This window comes from Streptomyces sp. A5-4, assembly GCF_051131715.1.
Lineage (GTDB): Bacteria > Actinomycetota > Actinomycetes > Streptomycetales > Streptomycetaceae > Streptomyces.
The window spans coordinates 1,067,051-1,087,640 of record NZ_CP178591.1; the positions used below are offsets into that span (position 1 = coordinate 1,067,051).

18 protein-coding genes and 1 pseudogene are annotated in these 20,590 nt (G+C 70.7%); 2 read left to right on the top strand and 17 right to left on the bottom strand.

What is annotated here, in order from left to right; all coding sequences use genetic code 11:
• Positions 1 to 42: 42 nt before the first annotated feature.
• The 12 genes from ACLLJJ_RS04870 to ACLLJJ_RS04925 all read right to left on the bottom strand — a co-directional run bounded on the left by ACLLJJ_RS04870 (position 43) and on the right by ACLLJJ_RS04925 (position 12,280).
• A complete protein-coding gene (locus ACLLJJ_RS04870) occupies positions 43 to 1,155 on the bottom strand; it encodes a M24 family metallopeptidase (RefSeq protein WP_434588015.1) in 1,113 nt (370 codons plus the stop codon).
• Positions 1,156 to 1,265: 110 nt separating this feature from the next.
• Positions 1,266 to 2,096, bottom strand: coding sequence for a Pro-rich N-terminal domain-containing protein (locus ACLLJJ_RS04875; protein ID WP_434588016.1), 831 nt, complete (start codon positions 2,094 to 2,096; stop codon positions 1,266 to 1,268).
• Between the two features lie 120 nt (positions 2,097 to 2,216).
• The gene (aroQ, locus tag ACLLJJ_RS04880; protein WP_434588017.1) at positions 2,217 to 2,666 is read right to left on the bottom strand and encodes a type II 3-dehydroquinate dehydratase; all 450 of its coding nucleotides are present in this window, start codon (positions 2,664 to 2,666) and stop codon (positions 2,217 to 2,219) included.
• The gene (gene aroB / locus ACLLJJ_RS04885) at positions 2,663 to 3,760 is read right to left on the bottom strand and encodes a 3-dehydroquinate synthase (RefSeq protein WP_434588018.1); all 1,098 of its coding nucleotides are present in this window, start codon (positions 3,758 to 3,760) and stop codon (positions 2,663 to 2,665) included. The genes aroQ and aroB overlap by 4 nt, the downstream gene beginning before the upstream one ends.
• Entirely contained in the window at positions 3,757 to 4,272 is a 516-nt protein-coding gene (locus ACLLJJ_RS04890) for a shikimate kinase (protein ID WP_434588019.1), read from the bottom strand. Before ACLLJJ_RS04890 ends, aroB begins: the two co-directional genes overlap by 4 nt.
• Positions 4,269 to 5,453 (bottom strand): chorismate synthase, encoded by a 1,185-nt coding sequence (gene aroC / locus ACLLJJ_RS04895; RefSeq protein WP_434588020.1) that lies wholly within the window; start codon positions 5,451 to 5,453, stop codon positions 4,269 to 4,271. Before aroC ends, ACLLJJ_RS04890 begins: the two co-directional genes overlap by 4 nt.
• 277 nt (positions 5,454 to 5,730) lie before the next feature.
• Entirely contained in the window at positions 5,731 to 6,573 is an 843-nt protein-coding gene (locus ACLLJJ_RS04900) for a shikimate dehydrogenase (RefSeq protein WP_434588021.1), read from the bottom strand.
• Positions 6,551 to 8,266, bottom strand: a complete 1,716-nt coding sequence (mltG, locus tag ACLLJJ_RS04905) for an endolytic transglycosylase MltG (protein WP_434588022.1) — start codon at positions 8,264 to 8,266, stop codon at positions 6,551 to 6,553. The genes ACLLJJ_RS04900 and mltG overlap by 23 nt, the downstream gene beginning before the upstream one ends.
• Positions 8,267 to 8,392: 126 nt before the next feature.
• The gene (gene ruvX, locus ACLLJJ_RS04910; RefSeq protein ID WP_283520641.1) at positions 8,393 to 8,857 is read right to left on the bottom strand and encodes a Holliday junction resolvase RuvX; all 465 of its coding nucleotides are present in this window, start codon (positions 8,855 to 8,857) and stop codon (positions 8,393 to 8,395) included.
• 6 nt (positions 8,858 to 8,863) lie between these two features.
• Positions 8,864 to 11,533: an alanine--tRNA ligase gene (alaS, locus tag ACLLJJ_RS04915; protein ID WP_434588023.1), complete on the bottom strand. Its 2,670-nt coding sequence runs from the start codon at positions 11,531 to 11,533 to the stop codon at positions 8,864 to 8,866.
• Entirely contained in the window at positions 11,533 to 11,844 is a 312-nt protein-coding gene (locus tag ACLLJJ_RS04920) for a DUF6167 family protein (RefSeq protein ID WP_283520644.1), read from the bottom strand. The genes alaS and ACLLJJ_RS04920 overlap by 1 nt, the downstream gene beginning before the upstream one ends.
• Before the next feature lie 7 nt (positions 11,845 to 11,851).
• The gene (locus tag ACLLJJ_RS04925) at positions 11,852 to 12,280 is read right to left on the bottom strand and encodes a DUF948 domain-containing protein (RefSeq protein WP_434588024.1); all 429 of its coding nucleotides are present in this window, start codon (positions 12,278 to 12,280) and stop codon (positions 11,852 to 11,854) included.
• Positions 12,281 to 12,428: 148 nt separating this feature from the next.
• Between ACLLJJ_RS04925 and ACLLJJ_RS04930 the strand changes: the two are divergent.
• Positions 12,429 to 14,622 (top strand): annotated as a pseudogene (locus ACLLJJ_RS04930) (ATP-binding protein).
• A gap of 29 nt (positions 14,623 to 14,651) precedes the next feature.
• Here the strand turns inward: ACLLJJ_RS04930 and rpsD are convergent.
• Positions 14,652 to 15,266 (bottom strand): 30S ribosomal protein S4, encoded by a 615-nt coding sequence (rpsD, locus tag ACLLJJ_RS04935; RefSeq protein ID WP_283520647.1) that lies wholly within the window; start codon positions 15,264 to 15,266, stop codon positions 14,652 to 14,654.
• A 185-nt stretch (positions 15,267 to 15,451) separates the two neighbouring features.
• On the opposite strand from rpsD, the gene ACLLJJ_RS04940 reads away from it, so the two are divergent.
• Positions 15,452 to 16,150 carry a DUF2470 domain-containing protein gene (locus ACLLJJ_RS04940; RefSeq protein ID WP_434600303.1) on the top strand — a complete coding sequence of 233 codons (699 nt, stop codon included), beginning with the start codon at positions 15,452 to 15,454 and terminating at the stop codon, positions 16,148 to 16,150.
• A gap of 63 nt (positions 16,151 to 16,213) precedes the next feature.
• Here ACLLJJ_RS04940 and ACLLJJ_RS04945 read toward each other — a convergent pair whose 3' ends face one another.
• The 4 genes from ACLLJJ_RS04945 to hisS form a co-directional block, all read right to left on the bottom strand.
• Positions 16,214 to 16,924: an HNH endonuclease family protein gene (locus ACLLJJ_RS04945; protein ID WP_434588025.1), complete on the bottom strand. Its 711-nt coding sequence runs from the start codon at positions 16,922 to 16,924 to the stop codon at positions 16,214 to 16,216.
• Between the two features lie 79 nt (positions 16,925 to 17,003).
• Positions 17,004 to 18,359: a replication-associated recombination protein A gene (locus tag ACLLJJ_RS04950; protein ID WP_434588026.1), complete on the bottom strand. Its 1,356-nt coding sequence runs from the start codon at positions 18,357 to 18,359 to the stop codon at positions 17,004 to 17,006.
• A gap of 47 nt (positions 18,360 to 18,406) precedes the next feature.
• Complete coding sequence (locus ACLLJJ_RS04955) at positions 18,407 to 19,036, bottom strand: vitamin K epoxide reductase family protein (RefSeq protein ID WP_434588027.1); 630 nt, start codon at positions 19,034 to 19,036, stop codon at positions 18,407 to 18,409.
• A 291-nt stretch (positions 19,037 to 19,327) separates the two neighbouring features.
• Positions 19,328 to 20,590: a histidine--tRNA ligase gene (gene hisS, locus ACLLJJ_RS04960; RefSeq protein ID WP_434588029.1), complete on the bottom strand. Its 1,263-nt coding sequence runs from the start codon at positions 20,588 to 20,590 to the stop codon at positions 19,328 to 19,330.

Consider the following 20,590-nt stretch of genomic DNA (forward strand, 5'->3'; position numbering starts at 1 on the left):
CTGAAGGCTGGTGGGACCTCGGGTGCACGCTGCGGCACACGGCTACAGCGCGAGCAGCTCCTTGGTCGTGATGGTGAGTAGCTCGGGTCCGCCGTCCGCCTCGGGGCGAACGACGAGCGTGTCATCGATCCGGACACCGCCCCGGCCCGGGAGGTGGACCCCCGGTTCGACGGTGACCGGCACACAAGCGTCCAGTTTACCCATGGCCGCAGGTGCCAGCTCCGGGTCCTCCTCGATTTCGAGCCCCACACCGTGTCCGGTCCGTGCTGGGAGGTTCTCCCCGTAGCCCGCCGCGTCCAGTACCTGGCGGGCAGCACGGTCCACTTCGCGGTAGGCGACGCCGGGTGCCAGAGCCTCCCGGGCCGCCCGCTGAGCGGCGAATACGAGGTCGTACAGCTCGATCTGCCAGTCCGCGGGCGCCGAGCCGATGACGAAGGTGCGACCGATCTCGCAACGGTAGCCGCGGTAGTTGGCGCCGAGGCAGACGGAGAGGAAATCTCCTTCCTCGACCCGCCTGTCCGACGGCCGGTGTCTGCCCTGTCCCGAATTGGGACCGGTGGCCACCGAGGTCACGAAGGCGGGGCCGTCTGCGCCGTGGTCGACCAGCCGGCGCTCCAGCTCCAGGGCGAGATGACGCTCGGTGCGCCCGACCAGAATCGATTCGAGCAGCTCACCGAGGGCCTGGTCGGTGATCTCGGCCGCGGTCCGCAGGCTCGTGATCTCCTCCTCGCCCTTGACGATCCGCAGCTGCTCCACGGCGCCCGCGAGATCGTGCAGGCGAAGCCGCGGCGCGACCGAGCCGAGCGCCCGGTGCCGGGCGACGGTGAGGTGGTGCTCCTCCACGGCGAGGGACTGCGCGCCGGACGCGGCGACGAGGCCGGCCGCCGCGACCACGGTGTCGCCTCCCGGCATCGGCAGGACCGTGACCCGCAGCGACTCGTCGGGACGGCCGTCGGCGGGGTCGACCAGTGAGGTACGGGGGCAGAGCAGGACGTCGTCGCCCCCGCCGGGACCGAGCAGCAGCACGGCGCCGGGCGGCGCTCCGCCGGCGAGATAGCGGACATTGGCGGGACTGGAGACGAGTGCGGCGGCGCTGCCGGCCGCGGCACACCGGTCACGCAGCCGTCCGCGGCGAACCGCATGCACCTCTGACATGCCACGAGCCTACGAGCGCCCGCGCGACCCGGCCGGTTCAGCGCGTCCGACCGGGCGGCGGGGCCGCCGCGCCCAGGGGCGGGGCGCTCCCCCGCACCTGGGCCGGGCGGCTACCAGCTGGGCGGGCTGGCGATGGAGCGGGCCAGCACCTCGTCCAGTACCCGGGCCGTGGTCGGCACGTCGTACTGCGAGTTGTCGATGATCGGCAGCCCCGAGCCGTACCACCCGGCCATCCGGCCGTGGATACGGGCGACTTCCTCGTCCGAGAGACGGCGGTTGCCGCCGCGCTGGGCATTGCGCTCCAGCACGATCTCCAGGCCGGGAAGGATCACGACGGGCAGCAGTCCGGGGCCGACATGGCGCTTCCAGCCGCCGAGCCCGACGACGGGCCGGTCCGGGAAGACGGCGTCGTCGACAATGCACGAGATGCCGTTGGCCAGGAAGTTGCGGGCGGCGAAGCCGCAGGTGCGGCGGGCGAGGCGGTACTGGGCCTCGGAGTGGTCGTTCCAGCCGGACTGCGGGTCGGCGAAGCCCGAGCAGACCCATTCGCGTACGTCGTCGAGGCTGATGTGCGCGGTCGGCACCCTGCGGTGCTGCGCCCAGTACTTGGCGACGGTCGTCTTGCCCGCACCGGCCGGGCCGATGAGGAGCACGGCCAGCGTGGTACTGCCGGTGTTGGCGCCCGCCGCGGCGGGCGGCGGCGCGGGCACGGGAACGGGGCCGCCGGGCGGCAGCTGTATGTGTCCCGTGGTGTCCCGGGACGCCGGCCCCTGCGGGTGCTGCGGGGCGTGCGCCGTCCAGCCGGGGGCCCGGGCGGGGCCCGGAGGCACCTGCGGGGGCCCGTGGGGTGCCGGAGGACCGGCGGGGTGCGGGGCGCCCTGCGCCCACGCGGCGCCGGCCTCGTGGGGCGGTGGCAGCGGAGCCCCCATAGCGTGCTGCATCCGGTGCCACTCCGTCTCGTACAGGCGACTCGTGCTGGGCCGGGGCGGCCAAGGCCTACTGAACGGTACCCTCCCCGGCCGCTGCACTGTGAACGGCCGGGGCAGGTCCAGAGTGCCCTGTCAGCCGTCGAGTTCGTCGGCGAGGGCGCGCAGGGCCAGGCGGTAGGAGCCGATGCCGAAGCCCGCGATGGTGCCGCTGGCGACGGCCGCGACGACCGAGGTGTGCCGGAATTCCTCGCGTGTGTACGGATTCGAGATGTGCACCTCGATGAGCGGCGCGGTGCGCTGGGCCGCCGCGTCCCGCATTCCGTACGAGTAGTGCGTGAAAGCACCCGGGTTGAGAACGACCGGAATTGAACCGTCGGCGGCCTCGTGCAGCCAGCGGATCAGCTCGCCCTCGTCATTGGTCTCGCGGACATCGACGTCGAAGCCGAGCTGCTTGCCGAGCCGCCCGCATTCCTCGACGAGTCCGCTGTAGGACGTCGCCCCGTAGACATCGGGCTCGCGCGAGCCGAGCCTGCCGAGGTTGGGTCCGTTGAGTACCAGCACCCGCCGGGTGGCCGCTGTCACTTGGACACCTCGCCGTAGGCGGCCAGCAGCACCGCCGGGTCCGGGCCCTCCAGGACCGTCGGCTTGGCGAGACCGTCGAGGACGATGAAGCGCAGCAGATTGCCGCGGGACTTCTTGTCGACCTTCATGGCCTCCAGCAGCTTGGGCCACTGGTCGCCGCGGTAGGTGAGCGGCAGCCCGACGGACTCCAGGACCGCGCTGTGCCGGTCGGCGGTCGCGTCGTCGAGGCGACCCGCGAGACGGCCCAGTTCGGCGGCGAAGACCATGCCGATGGACACCGCGGCGCCGTGCCGCCAGTTGTAGCGCTCGTTCTTCTCGATGGCGTGCGCGAGGGTGTGCCCGTAGTTGAGGATCTCGCGCAGCCCCGATTCCTTGAGGTCGCTGGAGACGACGTCGGCCTTGACCCGGATGGCGCGCTCGATCAGCTCGGCGGCGTGCCGCCCGTCGGGCGAGCGGGCCCCCACCGGGTCCTCCTCGATCAGTTCGAGGATCACCGGGTCGGCGATGAAGCCCGCCTTGATGACCTCGGCGAGACCGCTGATGTAGTCGTTCACCGGCAGCGAGTCCAGCGCCGCCAGGTCGCAGAGCACACCGGCCGGCGGGTGGAAGGCGCCGACGAGGTTCTTGCCCTCGGCGGTGTTGATGCCGGTCTTGCCGCCGACCGCGGCGTCGACCATGCCCAGCACGGTCGTCGGCACGGCGACCCAGCGCACCCCGCGCAGCCATGTCGCCGCGACGAAGCCCGCCACGTCGGTGGTGGCGCCGCCGCCGACGCCGACGATGACGTCGGTGCGGGTGAAGTTGGTCTGGCCGAGCGCCTTCCAGCAGTACGCCGCGACCTCGACGGTCTTGGACTCCTCGGCGTTCGGCAGCTGGATCGCGATGACCTCGTAGCCCTGGCTCGCGAGGTCCTCACGGATCGCCTCGCCGGTGCCGGCGAGCGCCTCCGGGTGCAGGACCGCCACCCGCTGGGCACGCTCGCCGATCAGCCCGGGGAGCTCCCCGAGGAGCTGCCGTCCGACCAGCACCTCGTACGGCTCCGCGCCCTCGCTGCCGCCGATCTGAATTCGGGTGGGTGCTGCCTGCTCCGTCATGCTTCCTTCAATTCCAGTGCGTCGAGGACCGCCCGTGCGACCTCTTCGGGGGTGCGGTCGTCGGTGGCGACGACCGCGCCGGCGACCTCGGTGTAGAGGGGGCGGCGCGCCTCCATCAGGAGCTTCCACTGCTGGCGGGGGTTGACGGCCAGCAGCGGGCGCGCGGTGTTGAGCCCGACCCGCTTGAGTGCCTCGCCCACATTCATCGAGAGGTAGGCGACCGGGTGCCCGGCCAGCGCCGCGCGGGTGCCCTCGTCGAGGACCGCGCCGCCGCCCAGGGCGAGTACGCCGGTGTGCTCGGCGAGCGCCGCGCGTACCGCCTCGCGTTCCAGGTCGCGGAAGTACGGTTCGCCCGCCTCGACGAAGATCTCCGAGATCGGCCGGCCCTCGGCCTCGACGATGTCCGCGTCGGTGTCCCGGTACGCACAGCCGAGCCGCTCGGCCAGCAGTTCACCGACCGTGGACTTGCCGACCCCCATGGGGCCGACCAGGACGACCAGCGGGCCGGTCATCGTACGACCAGGGTGTCGAGGTAGCCCCGCACGTTGCGGCGGGTCTCGCCCACGCTGTCGCCGCCGAACTTCTCGCCGACCGCCTCCGCGAGGACGAGCGCGACCATGGCCTCGGCCACGATCCCGGCGGCGGGCACGGCGCACACGTCGGAGCGCTGGTGGTGGGCCGCGGCCACCTCACCGGTGACGGTGTCGATGGTGGCCAGCGCGCGCGGCACGGTCGCGATCGGCTTCATCGCGGCCCGGACACGCAGCAGTTCACCGGTCGACATCCCGCCCTCGGTGCCGCCGGCCCGGCCGGAGGTGCGGCGCACGCCGTTCTCGCCGGGGACGATCTCATCGTGGGCCTGCGATCCTGGCACCCGGGCGAGGCCGAAGCCGTCGCCGACCTCGACGCCCTTGATGGCCTGGATGCCCATGAGGGCGGCGGCCAGCCGGGCGTCCAGGCGCCGGTCCCAGTGCACGAACGAGCCGAGGCCCACGGGCACGTTGTACGCGAGGACCTCGACGACGCCACCCAGCGTGTCGCCGTCCTTGTGGGCCTGGTCGATCTCGGCGACCATCGCCTCGCTGGCGGCCGCGTCCAGGCAGCGCACCGGGTCGGCGTCGAGCTTCGCCTCGTCGCCGGGGACCGGGACGACGCCGTACGGCGCCTTGGCCGCGGCCAGCTCGACGACGTGCGACACGATCTCGATGCCGGTGGTCTGCTTGAGGTAGGAGCGGGCGACCGTGCCCAGCGCGACGCGGGCCGCGGTCTCCCGGGCGCTGGCGCGCTCCAGGACCGGACGGGCCTCGTCGAGTGCGTACTTCTGCATGCCCGCGAGGTCGGCGTGGCCGGGGCGCGGGCGGGTCAGCGGGGCGTTACGGGCGAGCTTGGCCAGTTCGTCGGGGTCGACCGGGTCGGCCGACATGACCTGCTCCCACTTGGGCCACTCGGTGTTGCCCACCATGATCGCGACGGGGCCGCCCATGGTCAGGCCGTGCCGTACGCCGCCGAGGAAGGTGACTTCGTCCTTCTCGAACTTCATGCGGGCACCACGGCCATAGCCGAGCCGCCGCCGGGCCAGCGCGTCCGCCACCATGTCCGTGGTGATGGGTACGCCGGAGGGAAGGCCCTCCAGCGTCGCGACGAGTGCGGGGCCGTGGGACTCCCCCGCGGTCAGCCAGCGCAACCTGCTCAACGATGCTCCTCATGCTCGCGCCCGAACTGCTGCGGCGCGACCGGGTGCGCGGCCCTGGCCCGCCATCCCCGATCCTCCCACGAACGGCCCCCCGGCCCGGCCCCAGGTCCAGCAGTCGGACGCCCGTCAGCCCCCGTCGCCGTCGCTGGGCGCGTACGAGCCCAGGTGGTCGGTGAACAGGCCGTCGAGGACTCGCCAACGCCGGAAGCCTGTGGCAGGCCCATGCCGATGGCGCCCATGCTGTTCTCCCCCGTCACGCAAAGGGACCCGGAGGGCGCTAGCGGGCCGCGAGCGCCTGCTCCCCGGCTTTCCGCATGACCGCGAGGGGCGCGACGGCGCGGCCCGTCATCTGCTCCACCTGGAGGACCGCCTGGTGGACCAGCAGGTCAAGACCGCCCACGACCGCGCCGCCGCGCGCCGACCAGGCACCGGCCAGAGCGGTCGGCCAGGGGTGGTACAGGACGTCGAAAAGCGTGCCCGGGTGGTCGGGGACGGCCTTCGCGAGCTCGTCGGTGGCGCCGGCCGGGGTGGTGGCCACGACTAGCGGCGCGCTCAGCGCCAGGTCCGCCTCCGCCCAGTCCGCGATGCGCACCCGCACCCCGAGCCGCTCCCCCCACTGGCGCATCTCGTCGGCGCGGGCCGCGCTGCGTACATACGCGGTGACCGGGCCCGTACAGATGCGGGAGAGCGCGGCGAGCGCCGAGGACGCGGTGGCGCCGGCGCCCAGGACGGCGGCGGACTCGACCTGGTCCACGCCCCGCTCACGCAGTGCGGCGATCATCCCGGGGATGTCGGTGTTGTCGCCCGTGCGGCGGCCGTCCTCGGTGAACACGACGGTGTTGACCGCCTCGACCGAGGCCGCCGTGTCGCTGACCGTGTCGAGTAGCGGCATGACCGCGCGCTTCAGCGGCATGGTCAGCGACAGCCCCGCCCAGGAGGCGTCGAGGCCCTCCACGAAGCCGGCGAGCGCGGCCTCGTCCACCTCGAAGCGGTCGTACGACCAATGGGCGAGACCGAGCTCCTGATAGGCGGCGCGGTGCAGCACGGGTGAGAGCGAGTGGGCGATGGGCGACCCGAGAACGGCCGCCCGGCGCGCCTCAGTCGAGTCCCTGGCTTTCATTGAACTTGTCCTTCAGCTTATTGAATTCGGCGATCGTCTTGGCGAACTCCGTCTGGTGCTCACCGTCCGTCGCCACGAAATACAGCCAGCCGTCCTTCGTCGGGTTCAGGGCGGCGGCCATCGCCTCGGAGCCCGGATTTCCGATGGGGCCGGGAGTAAGGCCCTTATGGAAATAGGTGTTGTACGGGTCCGGGTTGCTATTGATCTCGGACTCGCTGATCTTGATGTTGCTCTGACCCCTGAGGTAATTGAAGGCAGAGTCGAACTGGAGCTTCTGGTTCGTCTGGTCGTTATCGGGCTTGAGGCGGTTGTAGACGACCTCGCCCATTTTGCGGAAGTCCTCGTGCGTCTTACCCTCGGCCTGCACCAGGCTGGCGACCGTGACGAGCTGCAACGGAGAGTCGAGACCCAGCCGGTTGGCCTGCGCTTCGAGGTCCTGGCTCGCGTACTGACCGTTGGCCCGCGCGACCATTTCCTTGAGTACGGACTTGGGGGTCGACTTTCCGCCCACGTCGTAGCGCGCCGGATAAAGGAATCCCTCCAGCGGGTCCTTGATCTTCGTATTATCATTTGCCCAGGTGGGCAGTCCGAGATTCTTGGACTCGCTCTTCGCGACGTCCCGGGTCGTCCCGTCCTTGAGCTTCAGCCGCTTGTCGATCTCCGCGTAAATCTTTACGTTCCGCTGGCCTTCGCTGATGATCAGGGCGTTCAGGTTCGACGGGTTGACCATCACTTCGAGAGCCGCCTTGGCGGACATCTCCTTCTTCAGCGGGTAGATGCCCGGCTGGATTCCCTTGGACTTGGGATTGCCGGCCGCCGCCGACACGAAGGCTCCGGCGCTCTTGACCACGCCTTCCTTCTCCAGGATGGAGCCCATCACGGCGGCGCCCGCGCCCTTGGGGACCTCGATCTCGACCGAGCCCGTGCCGCGGCCCGCATAGTCGGCGGGCTCGCCGAAGCGGTCCTGCCAGAACTCGTAGCCGAAGTACGCGACACCGCCCACGCCGCCGGCCATGATCAGTGACAGGACCAGGCAGGCGCAGCCGGTGCGGCTCTTCTTCTTGGTCTTGCCCCGGCGCTCGCCGCCGCGCCCCCGGCGCTTCTCGTCCGGATCGTCGTCGTACTCGCCGTCGTCGTCGCGGTCGTTGCCGCCGGCGAAGAAGGGGTGCTCCTCGGGAGCCTCCGCCTCGGGCGTGGAGTCCCAGTCGTCGCTCTGCTCCGGCGCGCTGTGGCGCCGGCCGGGCGGCTGCGGTGGGGGGTACGCCTCGGGTGTGCCGTAGTAGTCGGGGCTCTCGCCGCCGTAGCCGGGCTGCTGACCGCCGTACGGGTCCGCCGGATTCACGTCGTACGGGACGGCGCCCTGCTGCTGCCCCGTGTCCCAGCCGCTGTTGTTGTACTGCTGCTGGTCCGGGTACCCGGGGTGTTGCTGCTGCCCGTTGTCGTACTGGGGCTGCTGTTGCTGCGGCTGCCGATGGCCGTCGTACTGGGGCTGCTGCTGCCCGTCGTAATAGGGCTGCTGAGGCTGTTGGTGCTGATGCTGCCCGTCGTAGTACGGCTGCTGAGGCTGCTGAGGCCGGCCACCGTAGGAACCCTGGCCGTGCGCGGCCTGCTGTCCGTCCCACCCCGGGTCCCCGTACAGCGGGTCCTCGGGATGCCACGGTTCACGACCTGTGCCCCGGCCATAGTCAGTCATCAAACCCCATAGAGCCGCGAGGCGTCGGCTGCATCGCGCGTGGGGCACGGCAACCGGTTCCGCCTCTTCTTTGTGCGGCAACTGTTCGAACGCCGCCGCATCGCGCGGAACGTTACCGTATCGCGATCAGACAACCACTTCGACGCCCTCACCCGGGGGTTTACCTGAGCCCCGTTCGGCCTCAAGGGCGTTCTGAAGGATGACAATTGCGGCCGCTTGGTCGATGACCGACCTGCCCTTCTTGGACTTCACGCCCGAAGCGCGCAGCCCCTGACTGGCCGTCACTGTGGTCATCCTCTCGTCGACCAGCCGCACCGGGACGGGCGCGATGCCCCGCGCGATCTCCTGGGCGAAGATCCGCACCTTGGCCGCGGCCGGCCCCTCGCCCCCGTTGAGGGAGCGAGGAAGGCCGACGACGACCTCGATGGGTTCGTACTCGTCGACGAGCTGCTTCAGCCGCCGGTGGGCGGCCGGGACGTCACGTCCCGGCACGGTCTCCACCGGTGTGGCGAGGACCCCGTCGGGGTCGCACGAGGCGACCCCGATCCGGGCGTCCCCGACGTCGATCGCGAGGCGACGGCCTCTGCGCACGGCGGGTCAGGCCGTTTCGGCGACGGCGCGCTCGACGGCGGCCACGGCGTCCCCGATGGCGGCCGGGTTCTGACCGCCGCCCTGGGCGACGTCCGGCTTGCCGCCGCCACCGCCACCGAGGGTCTTGGCGGCCGTACGGACCAGCTCGCCGGCCTTGAGACCACGCTCGCGGGCGGCCTCGTTGGTGGCGATGACCGTCAGCGGACGCCCGTTGACCGTGGTGAACAGCGCGACCACGGCGGCGCGGTCGCCCTGGATACGGCCACGGACGTCGAGGACCAGCTTGCGCAGGTCGTCGGCCGAGGTGCCGTCGGGCACCTGGCCGGTGACCAGGGCCACGCCGTGCACGTCCTTGGCACCGGAGACCAGACCGGCCGCGGCCTGCAGGACCTTCTCGCCGCGGAACTTCTCGATTTCCTTCTCGGCGTCCTTGAGCTTGGCGAGCATGCCGGAGATCTTCTCCGGGAGCTCCTCGGGACGGCCCTTGACCAGCTCCTGGAGCTGGGCGACGACGGTGTGCTCCCTGGCCAGGAAGTTGTACGCGTCGACACCGACCAGGGCCTCGACACGCCGTACGCCCGAGCCGATCGACGACTCGCCGAGCAGCTTCACCAGACCCAGCTGGGCGGTGTTGTGGACGTGCGTACCGCCGCACAGCTCCTTGGAGAAGTCACCGATGGTGACCACGCGCACCTTGTCGCCGTACTTCTCGCCGAACTCGGCGATGGCGCCCTGCTTCTTGGCCTGCTCCATGGACATCACCTCGGCGGTGACGTCCAGCTCCCGGGAGAGCACCTCGTTGATCTTCTGCTCGACGTCGGTGAGGACCGCGCCGGGAACGGCGGCCGGCGAGCCGAAGTCGAAGCGGAACCGGCCGGGAGAGTTCTCGGAGCCGGCCTGGGCGGCCGTCGGGCCGAGAGCGTCGCGCAGCGCCTGGTGCGTGAGGTGCGTGGCGCTGTGGGCGCGGGCGATGGCCCTGCGGCGCGTCAGGTCAATGGCGGCGTGCGCCGAAGCGCCGACCGTCACCTCGCCGACCTGCACGGAACCCTTGTGGACGCTGATGCCGGGGACCGGCTGCTGCACGTCGCGCACGACCACGACCGCGCCGGAGTCGAGCCTGATGCGGCCCTGGTCGGCCTGCTGGCCGCCGCCCTCGGCGTAGAACGGGGTGCGGTCGAGGACGATCTCGACCTCGTCGCCCTCGGTGGCGGCCGGCGAGGGCACACCGTCGACGAGCAGGCCCACGACGGTGGACTCGCCCTCGGTCCGGGTGTACCCGGTGAACTCGGTGGTGCCCGAGGCGTCGGCGACCTGGCGATAGGCGGAGAGGTCGGCGTGGCCGGTCTTCTTGGACCTGGCGTCGGCCTTGGCGCGCTCCCGCTGGTCCTTCATCAGGCGGCGGAAACCGTCCTCGTCCACGGACAGCCCCTGCTCGGCGGCCATCTCCAGGGTGAGGTCGATCGGGAAGCCCCAGGTGTCGTGCAGCAGGAAGGCCTTCTCGCCGGCGAGGACCTGCGCACCCGAGGCCTTGGTCTCGGTGACGGCGGTGTCGAGGATGTTGGTGCCGGCCTTCAGCGTCTTGACGAAGGCGGCCTCCTCGGCCAGGGCCACGGTCTCGATGCGCTTGCGCTCGGTGAGCAGCTCCGGGTACTGCTCGCCCATGGTCTTGATGGCCGTGTCGACGAGCTCGGCGACGACCGGCCCGCCGGCGCCGAGCAGGCGCATGTTGCGGATGGCGCGGCGCATGATGCGGCGCAGCACATAGCCGCGGCCCTCGTTGCCGGGGGTGACACCGTCGCCGATGAGCATCACGGACGTACGCATGTGGTCGGTGACGACGCGCAGCGAGACGTCCGAGGCGTGCTCGGCGCCGTACCGCACGCCGGTCAGCTCGGTGGCCTTGTCGATGACGACCTGCGAGGTGTCGATCTCGTACAGGTTCTGCACGTCCTGGAGGATCATCGCCAGGCGTTCGAGGCCGAGACCGGTGTCGATGTTCTGCGACGGCAGGTCGCCGAGGATCGGGAAGTCGTCCTTGCCCTCGCCGGCGCCGCGCTCGTACTGCATGAAGACCAGGTTCCAGATCTCCACGTACCGCTCGTCGTTGACGGCGGGGCCGCCCTCGACGCCGAAGTCGGGGCCCCGGTCGTAGTTGATCTCGGAGCAAGGGCCGCACGGTCCCGGCACGCCCATGGACCAGAAGTTGTCCTTCTTGCCCAGCCGCTGGATGCGCTCGGCGGGCACGCCGACGACCTCGCGCCAGATCCGCTCGGCCTCGTCGTCGTCCAGGTAGACCGTGATCCACAGGCGCTCGGGCTCCAGGCCGTAGCCACCGTCCGCGACGGAGCTGGTCAGCAGCTCCCAGGCGAACTTGATGGCGCCTTCCTTGAAGTAGTCCCCGAAGGAGAAGTTGCCGCACATCTGGAAGAACGTGCCGTGCCTGGTGGTCTTGCCGACCTCTTCGATGTCCGGCGTACGCACGCACTTCTGCACGCTGGTGACGCGCGGCGCGGGCGGCTTGACCTCGCCGAGGAAGTACGGCTTGAAGGGCACCATGCCCGCGGGGACCAGCAGCAGGGTCGGGTCGTCCGCGATCAGCGACGCCGAGGGCACGACAGTGTGTCCGCGCTCCTCGAAGAAGCGCAGCCAGCGACGGCGGATTTCAGCCGACTCCATTAGTGGTCCTCATTCCGGTTGTACGAATGCTTGGGGTGCTCGATGGCAGCGATGCGTCGCTGCGCGGGAAGTTCGGGATCGTTCTGCTGCTCCAGGCCGAGCGCCTCACCCAGCTCGCTCTCGCGCTGCGCCATGCCCGCCCGGACATCGAGCGCGAAGTCCTTGAGCCGGTGACCTGCCTCGACCGCCTTGTCGGCGGCCTGCGCGGCGAGACTCTCGGGCGTCAGCTGCTTGATCTTGCGGTTGACCTTGGTGGTGGCCCACACACCGGCTGCGGCGCCCGCGGTGAACCAGAACGTACGGCGGAACATTGCGGCTTCAGCCCTTCCGCTTCCTGCGTCGGTCGGACGGCACGGCCCGGCCGACGATGACGGCACGCCGGGACGATTGGGCCGGCATGTCCTTGTTGCGGCCGAGGGCCCGGCGTACGCCGTACCCGAAGGCCGCGACCTTAACCAGCGGGCCGCCGAAGGTGGACGCGACCGTGGTCGAGAGCGCGGACGCGTTGGAGGTGACTTCCTGGACGTCCGTGGCGATGGCGTCGACCCGGTCGAGCTGAGTCTGCGCGGAGCGCACGGTCGCGGAGGCGTCGGCGAGCAGCGGCACTGCCTGCTCGGTCACGTCCGCCACCAGCTTGGTCGTCGCCCTGAGCGTCTGGGCCAGCCTCACCAGCACCACGGCGAGAAAGGAGACCAGAATCGCCCAGAAGACGGCCACCAGGATCCCGGCCACCTCTCCACCGGACACTTTGCACCGCTCCCTCTACGTGAAAAAAGTCGTCCTGTGAGCCTATCGCGCCGGGACTCACCGCCCATACCGCATTACGCGTGCGTACGGCGGGAGTTGTCCGGGCCGATTGTACGGAGTGCTTATAGGTCGGTACGCTCCGTGTTCTATGCGACGCTCTCCTCGGCCCGGGTTCCCGTCCGCCGCTCACGGCAATCTGCCGACGGAGCTGAATCGATTCGTGGGGCGCCACGAGGAGCTCGCGGAACTCGGCCGACTGCTCGCGCGTGCCCGGCTGGTCACCGTCACCGGGGTGGGCGGCGTCGGTAAGACACGCTTCGCGCTGCACGAGGCGGGCGCCCTGCAGGAACGGTACGCCGACGGGGTGTGGCTCGCCGAGCTGTCCGCGCTCCCCGATCCCGAACTGCTGGAGCACGCGGTCGTCGAGGCGCTCGGGCTGACCGACCACACCGCCAGGCCGCCAGGCGACGTACTCCTCGAACATCTCACCGGGCGTGAACTCCTGCTGGTGCTCGACGGGTTCGAGCACCTCGTCGACAGTTGCGCCGGCCTCGTCAGGGAGCTGCTGCGGCGAGCACCCGGGCTGCGCGTGCTGGCCACCGGGCGGATGCCGCTGACCATCGACGGCGAGCAGGCCTTCGAACTGCCGCCCATGCCGCCGCCCGACGCGATGGCGCTCTTCGCCGACCGGGCCGTCGGCGGGCAGCCCGCCTTCCGGCTGAGCGACGACAACGGCGCCGCCGTCGAGGAGCTGTGCCGGCGCCTCGACGGGATTCCACTCGCCCTGGAACTGGCCGCCGGGCGGCTCCGCGCACTCTCCGTCGAGCAGGTGCTCGACCGGCTCAACGACCGTTTCCGGCTGCTGACCGGCGGCGCCAGGGGCGCGCTCCCCCGCCATCAGACGCTGCGCACGGCCATCGGATGGAGCCATGAACTGTGCACCCCCGCGCAGCGGTTGCTGTGGGCGCGCCTCTCGGTGTTCGCGGGGGCTGTTCGACCTGGAGGCCGCCGAGTACGTCTGCGGCGGCCCCGACCTGCCGGGCGCCGACGTACTCGACGTACTCGACGTACTCGGTGAACTGCTGGCGCAGTCCGTCGTGACCCGCGAGGACACCCCGTCCGGCGTCCGCTACCGGATGCTGGACACCGTCAGGGAGTACGGCGGCGACTGGCTGACCGCGACGGGGGACGCGGCGCGGCTGTCGCGCAGGCACCGCGACTGGTATCTGGGGGTGGCGACCTGGTGCGAACTGGACTGGTTCAGCCCCCGGCAGGCCGAGGTGGCCACACGAGTCGACAGTGAACTGCCCAATCTCCGCAAGGCGATGGAGTACTCGCTGGACAGCCCGCAGGAGGCGCACCTGGGCCAGTACCTGGCGGGCACGCTGTGGTTCTACTGGGTCGGCTGCGGGCGCCTGGCGGAGGGCCGGCACTGGCTGGACCACGCCTTGGAGGCGGAGACCGAGTACGGGGCCTACCGGCTGAAGGCGCTGTGGGTGCTCGGCCACGTGGCCGTGCTGCAGGGCGACGCGATCGGGGCGCTCGCCGCGCTCCAGGAGTGCCGCGCCGGCGCCGAAGTGTCCGGCAACGCGGTCGCGGCGGCGTACGCCGTGCACAGGTCGGGATGTCTGGCGCTGGTGTCCGACGACATGCCGCGCGCCGAGGCGCTGCTGCGCGAGGCGCTGCTGCGCTACCGGGAGATCGGCGAGCTCAACAGCAATGTGCTGATGGGACAGGTCGAGTTGGCCATGGCGGTGGCCTTCCGCGGCGATCTGGCACAGGCCGTACTGCTCTGCGAGGAGGTCACCGAGGTCTGCGAGGACCATGGGGAACGCTGGACTCTCACGTACGCGCTGTACGTCCTGGCCTACGCGGCGCGGACCCACGGCCGCCCTAAACGGGCCCGGGAGCTGCTCGTGGAGTGCCTGGCCATCGACCACGCCTTCCACGACCTGCTCGGTCTGGTGCTCACGCTGGAGCTGTTGGCGCTGGTGACCCTGGACGAGGGTGATCCGGCGGAGGCCGCCGTCCTGCAGGGGGCGGCCGAGCGGATCTGGCCGTCGGTGGGGCTGCCCCTGTTCGGCTCGGCGTACTACAGCGAGCCGCACACCCTGTGCGAGGCGCAGGCGCGCGAGCGCCTCGGCGACGGCGCGTACGAGAAGCTCAGGCACGAGGGCGCCGGACTCGCCATGGACACGGCGGTCGCCAGGGCGCTGGCAGGACCGGTCCGCCCCGCCGGGCCGGCCCGGTCGCGTGCGGTACCGCCGCCGAGGGAAAACGCCCCGCACACGCGCGAACCCGCCGCCTCCCGCTCCGTGAGGAGCGAGGAGGCGACGGGCTGAGGCGCTCTGACTGAGCTACGTACGCCTGATCAGCGGGCGTAGTACTCGACGACGAGCTGCTCGTCGCAGATGACCGGGATTTCCTTGCGGTTCGGGTCGCGGTCCAGGCGGAAGGCCAGGGCCTTCAGGTTCACCTGGAGGTAGCGCGGCGTCTCACCGTCGGTGTCGTAACCACCCTCGCGGGCAACCTGGAAGGGGTGCTTCTCGCGGCTGCGCTCGCGGACCATCACGACGTCGTCGGGACGGACACGGAACGACGGCTTGTCGACCTTGCCACCGTTGACCTCGATGTGGCCGTGAACGACCATCTGGCGGGCCTGGTAGATCGTGCGGGCGATGCCCGAACGAAGGATCAGCGCGTCGAGCCGGCGCTCGAGCTCGACGACCAGCGCCTCGCCCGTCTTGCCTTCGGCCTTCTTGGCGCGGTCGTACGCGCGGGCCATCTGCTTCTCGCTGATGTCGTACTGGGCGCGCAGACGCTGCTTCTCGAGCAGACGAACCTTGTAGTCCGAGTTCTGCTTGCGCCCACGGCCGTGCTCGCCCGGCGGGTACGGGCGGGCTTCGAAGTACTTGACAGCCTTCGGCGTCAGTGCGATACCGAGCGCACGTGACTTCTTGACCTTGGGACGCGACTGGTTAGGCACGTTCTCCGGACCTCCGTTGTAGGTTAGGTTAGGCTCACCTTACTCAAGGAGATCGTATGTCTCGCCCGGGGAACACCAGTCACGTCACGGACAACACGAAGAAGGCCGACGCTCAGGGCATCGACGCGACGGAGGTCCGATCAGATCGTGGTCAGCCGCGTCCCAGCGGACTTGAAATCGCACGGATGCCGTCAGCAGCCGAGCGCACACGAACTCTCGTACAGAGTACCTCCTCCGCGGTGCTCCTCATCCCGGGGCTGGACGGAGCCCGTCCGGAGCAGCTGACACCGTCGGAAAGGAGCGTGGGACCCGACGGAGAGGTGTTCCTGCTCTTCCCCGCGGACTCACCGGCCGTACGCGCCGCCACCCACGCCCAGGACGACGAGCTGACCGCTGTGCTGGAGATCACCGATGTCGCGCCGGTCTCGGTCCCCAACCGTATCCGGGGCCGCGCCTGGGTCACCGGCTGGCTCACCGCGGTGCGCGGGATCGCCGACCCCGGCCGCATGCTGCTGCGGCTCGAAGTCGGCGAGGCCTGCGTGGACGACCTGTGGGGCGCCGGCTCCGTGGAGCCCGAGGATTTCGCCTCGGCGACCGCCGATCCCCTGGTGGCGCACGAGGCCGACCTCCTCCAGCACCTGCACACGGCGCACAACGAGCAGGTGCGCGAGCTGGGGTGCCTGGTGGGCGAAGGGGCGGACCCGACGGAGGGGGACTGGCAGAGCGCGGTGCCGGTGGGCCTGGACCGGTTCGGACTGCGGGTGCGCTTCCAGTCGACCGGCGGGCGCATCTTCGACGCGCGGTTCGACTTCCAGGAGCCGGTGACCGACATCATCGGGCTGCGCCGGGCCATGCATCAGCTCTTCGACGCGGCGGCGCACTGAGGAGCCGCGCCCCGAGAGCCGCGCATCCGGCGCACCGGCCGGGTGGGCCGGTGCCCGAGCGGCTCACTTCGGGCAGACCACCAGCATGTCCCGGAGGGCGAGCTTCTCCGGCGGCGTCACGGTCAGCCGGTACTTCACCTTGATTCCGACCCAGCGCCTGGCGTACTCGCACCAGTACGCCTTGCGCGGCTTCCACTTGTCCGGGGTCTTGCTGCTCTTGTCGTAGTTGGCCCGCTTGTCGACGGCGAGCAGGACGTCCAGGTCGTTGGCGTACACAAGACGCCGCTCCGGTGTCCACGCCCAGGCGCCGGCCCGCCACGCGGCGCCGAGCGCGACGACGTGGTCGGTCTGGATCTGCGAGGCGCGACGGTAGGAGTACGGCAGCTTCCTGCCGGTGTACGGATCGTTCAGCACCCCGGACAGCACCACACAGGGGTTGCGGTCGCCGCGGCGCAGTTCGGACAGGTCGCGCGCCAGGATGTCGTCGCGGGTGTCGCAGCCATTGCGCCCGCCAGGGGCGTCGGTGTCGTCCGACCAGGTCCTGCCGAACTTCTCGCGTGCGTACGTCTGCCAGTTCTCGCCCCGGCCGACTCCGAGGCCGGCCAGCCCGGTGCGCGCCTGCGCGGGCGCTGGCGGGAAGCCGGGTCTGCTCAGCGGGACGGCCTTCGGCCGCACGGCGGGCGGCCCCTCGTGCCGGCAGCCGGGCAGTACGACGGCGCAGGCCAGGAGCGCCGCCGCGGCGCGGCACCGGTGGGACGCGGATCGTCGGACCATGGACCTGATCCTGCCGGTTTCGGCCGGTCACGGCGCGCCCACGGGCGCACCGGGGTTGACGGTCCGGGGCGGTCCCCCGCTACGAACCGCCCCCGCGCAGCCGCTCGCGCACCTTGTCGACCACATCGGCATACCGCGCCTCCGCGCCGTAGCGCGTGGGGGTGTAGTACTGCTTGCCGTGCACCGCGTCCGGCGCGTACTGCTGGGCGGCGATGGCACCCGGCACGTCGTGCGGGTACACATAGCCCTGCGCGTGGCCGAGCTTGGCCGCGCCCTTGTAGTGCCCGTCGCGCAGATGCGCGGGGACCGGGCCCGCGAGTCCCTTGCGTACGTCTTCCTGGGCGGCGGAGATCGCCATCGTCGCCGCGTTGGACTTGGGCGCGAGGGCGAGCGCGATGGTGGCGTGGCTCAGGGTGAGAGCGGCCTCCGGGAAGCCGATCATCGCCACGGCCTGGGCGGCGGCCACCGCGGTCGGCAGCGCGGTCGGGTCGGCGAGGCCGATGTCCTCGCTGGCCGAGATCATCAGCCTTCGGGCGATGAACCGGGGGTCCTCCCCCGCTTCGATCATCCGCGCCAGGTAGTGCAGCGCCGCGTCGACGTCGGAGCCGCGGATGGACTTGATGAGCGCGCTCGCCACGTCGTAGTGCTGGTCGCCGTCCCGGTCGTACTTCACGGCCGCGCGGTCGACGGTTTCCTCGACCGTTTCGAGGGTGATCTCCTGGTCGCTCTTGGAGATGGCGGCCCCCGCGGCGGCCTCCAGCGCGGTGAGCGCGCGCCGCGCGTCGCCGCCCGAGATCCGCAGCAGATGCGCCTCGGCGTCCTCGGCCAGCGTGACGGCCCCGCCCAGGCCACGGTCCTCGGTGAGCGCCCGGTGCATCAGTGCGCTCAGGTCGTCGTCGGTCAGCGACTCCAGTGTGAGCAGCAGCGACCGGGAGAGGAGCGGTGAGATGATCGAGAAGTACGGATTCTCGGTGGTCGCGGCGATGAGCGTGACCCAGCGGTTCTCGACGGCGGGCAGCAGGGAGTCCTGCTGGGCCTTGCTGAAGCGGTGGATCTCGTCGAGGAAGAGGACGGTCTCCTTGCCGTAGCCACCGGAGGCTCGCCGGGCGCTGTCGATGACGGTCCGGACCTCCTTGACGCCGGCGGTGATCGCGGAGAGCTCGACGAAGCGCTTCTGGGTGGCCTGGCTCACGACGTACGCCAGGGTCGTCTTGCCGATGCCGGGCGGGCCCCAGAGGAGCACGGAAGAGGGGCCCGCGGGGCCGCTGCCGCCCTCGTCGACCAGGCGGCGCAGTGGCGATCCGGGCTTCAGCAGATGCTGCTGGCCGACCACCTCGTCGAGGGTGCGCGGACGCATCCGTACAGCCAGCGGACTGCTGGACGGGTCCTTCAACTGGCGGTCTTCCGCGGCTGCGGTGAATAGGTCGGGCTCCACGCATGAAGCCTATGCCAGCCCACTGACAATGCCCTCGGACCGGCTGGTCAGCTGGTCCAGAAGTCCCACCAGCGCGTCAGGATCAGCATCCCGATGATGCCGATCCACAGCACCGGAGGCACCCAGTGGAATTCCAGCAGGCCCTTCCGCAGGCCCTCGGGGGCCGGGATGATCCGGTGCTTGATGTTGTGCGTGGTGACGTAGCAGAACATCACGATGGTGGCGACCCAGGCCAGGCAGCACCACAGGCAGAGCGAGTTGATGTTGTACAGCGACTGGTACTGGAGCCAGGTGCAGAAGCCGACACCGAACAAGGTGCCCGCGTTCAGCCCGAGCCAGAACCAGCTCCGGTAGCGCGCCCCGGCCAGCAGCCCCACGCCGATGCACACGACCATCGCGTAGGTGACGAGACCGAGCATCGGGTTGGGGAACCCGAAGGCCGAGGCCTGCTCGCTCTTCATGATGTTGCCGCAGGCCACCACGGGGTTGAGGCTGCAGCCCGGCGTGAAGGTCGGATCCTCGAGAAGCTTGATCTTGTCGATGGTGATGACCCAGGAGGCCAGCAGACCGGCCGCCCCGGTGATCATCAGCAGCAGGGCCAGCGCGCGACCGCCGCCGACCGTACCCCTCGCTCCCCCGCGGTCGGAGGACACGTCGTCTACCACTGCAGTCGTCATATCGCCGTTCCATCACTCAGTACCTGCCGGGCAGGGTCATTGTGCCGCACCACCACCCGTTTCCACTGTTCGATGGACATAAGGACGGACCCGGCGACGCGTGCGCGGCCCACGGAAACGGCCTGGACCTGGGCATCCGCCGGAAGGGGCGCCATCGGCGACGGTGGCGCCCGTAAGGGGTGGGTACCGTCACGAAGTTGACGTCCGCAAGCCTGTGGAACGCGCCCACCAGAACGCGAAGGGCCCGGACGATGTGTCCGGGCCCCCGCTTTCCGTGCGTGCGTGCGTGCGTCAGGCGAGCCTGCGCCGGATCTCGGCGACGACCGCGTCGAGCGCGACCGGCTCCTGCTCCCCCGACTTGAGGTCCTTGAGCTGGACCAGGCCGTCGGCGAGGTCGCGCTCACCCGCGACGATCGCGAACCGTGCACCGGACCGGTTGGCGCCCTTCATGGCGCCCTTGAGGCCGCGGTCACCGAACGAGAAGTCGGTCGCCACGCCCTCTTGGCGCAGCCGCGTCACCACTGCGAACAGGACCCGGCGGGCCTCCTCGCCCAGCGGCACCGCGAACACGCTGGTGGTGGCGGGGAGTTCGAGGGTGATGCCTTCGGCCTCCAGTGCCAGGACCGTGCGGTCCACGCCCAGTGCCCAGCCGACGGACGGCAGCGCGGGGCCGCCGATCATCTCGGACAGGCCGTCGTAACGGCCGCCGCCGCCCACCGCGGACTGCGAACCGAGACCGTCGTGCACGAACTCGAAGGTCGTACGCGTGTAGTAGTCGAGGCCGCGCACCAGCTTCTCGTCGTCCTCGTACCGGACGCCGGCCGAGGCCAGCAGCCCGCGGACCTCCTCGTGGTACGCCTTGCACGCGTCGCACAGGTAGTCGCGCAGCAGCGGAGCGCCCACCAGCTGCTTCTGGACGTCGGCGCGCTTGTCGTCGAGGACCCGCAGCGGGTTGATCTCGATGCGACGGCGGGTTTCCTCGTCCAGGTCGAGACCGCGCAGGAAGCCCTGGAGCGCGTCCCGGTAGACGGGGCGGCACTCCTTGTCGCCCAGCGAGTTCAGCAGGATGCGGAACTCCCGCAGCCCGAGCGCGCGGTACGCCTGGTCGGCCAGGATGATCAGCTCGGCGTCCAGGGCCGGGTCTTCCATGCCGATCGCCTCGGCGCCGACCTGCGAGAAGTGGCGGTAGCGGCCCTTCTGCGGACGCTCGTAGCGATAGTACGAGCCGGAGTACCAGAGCTTGACCGGGAGGCTGCCCGCCTTGTGCAGGTTGGCCTCCAGCGCCGCCCGCAGCACGGAGGCGGTGCCCTCGGGGCGGAGCGCCAGCTTGTCGCCGCCCTTGGTCTCGAAGGCGTACATCTCCTTGGAGACGATGTCGGTGGACTCGCCCACACCGCGCGAGAACAGCTCGACGTTCTCGAAGCCCGGCGTCTCGACATAGCCGTAGCCGGAGTTCCTCAGCGGCGCGGCGATGGCCTCGCGCACCGCGAGGTACGTCGCGGAGTCCGGCGGAAGCAGGTCGTACGTGCCCTTGGGGGCCTGAAAAGTGCTCAC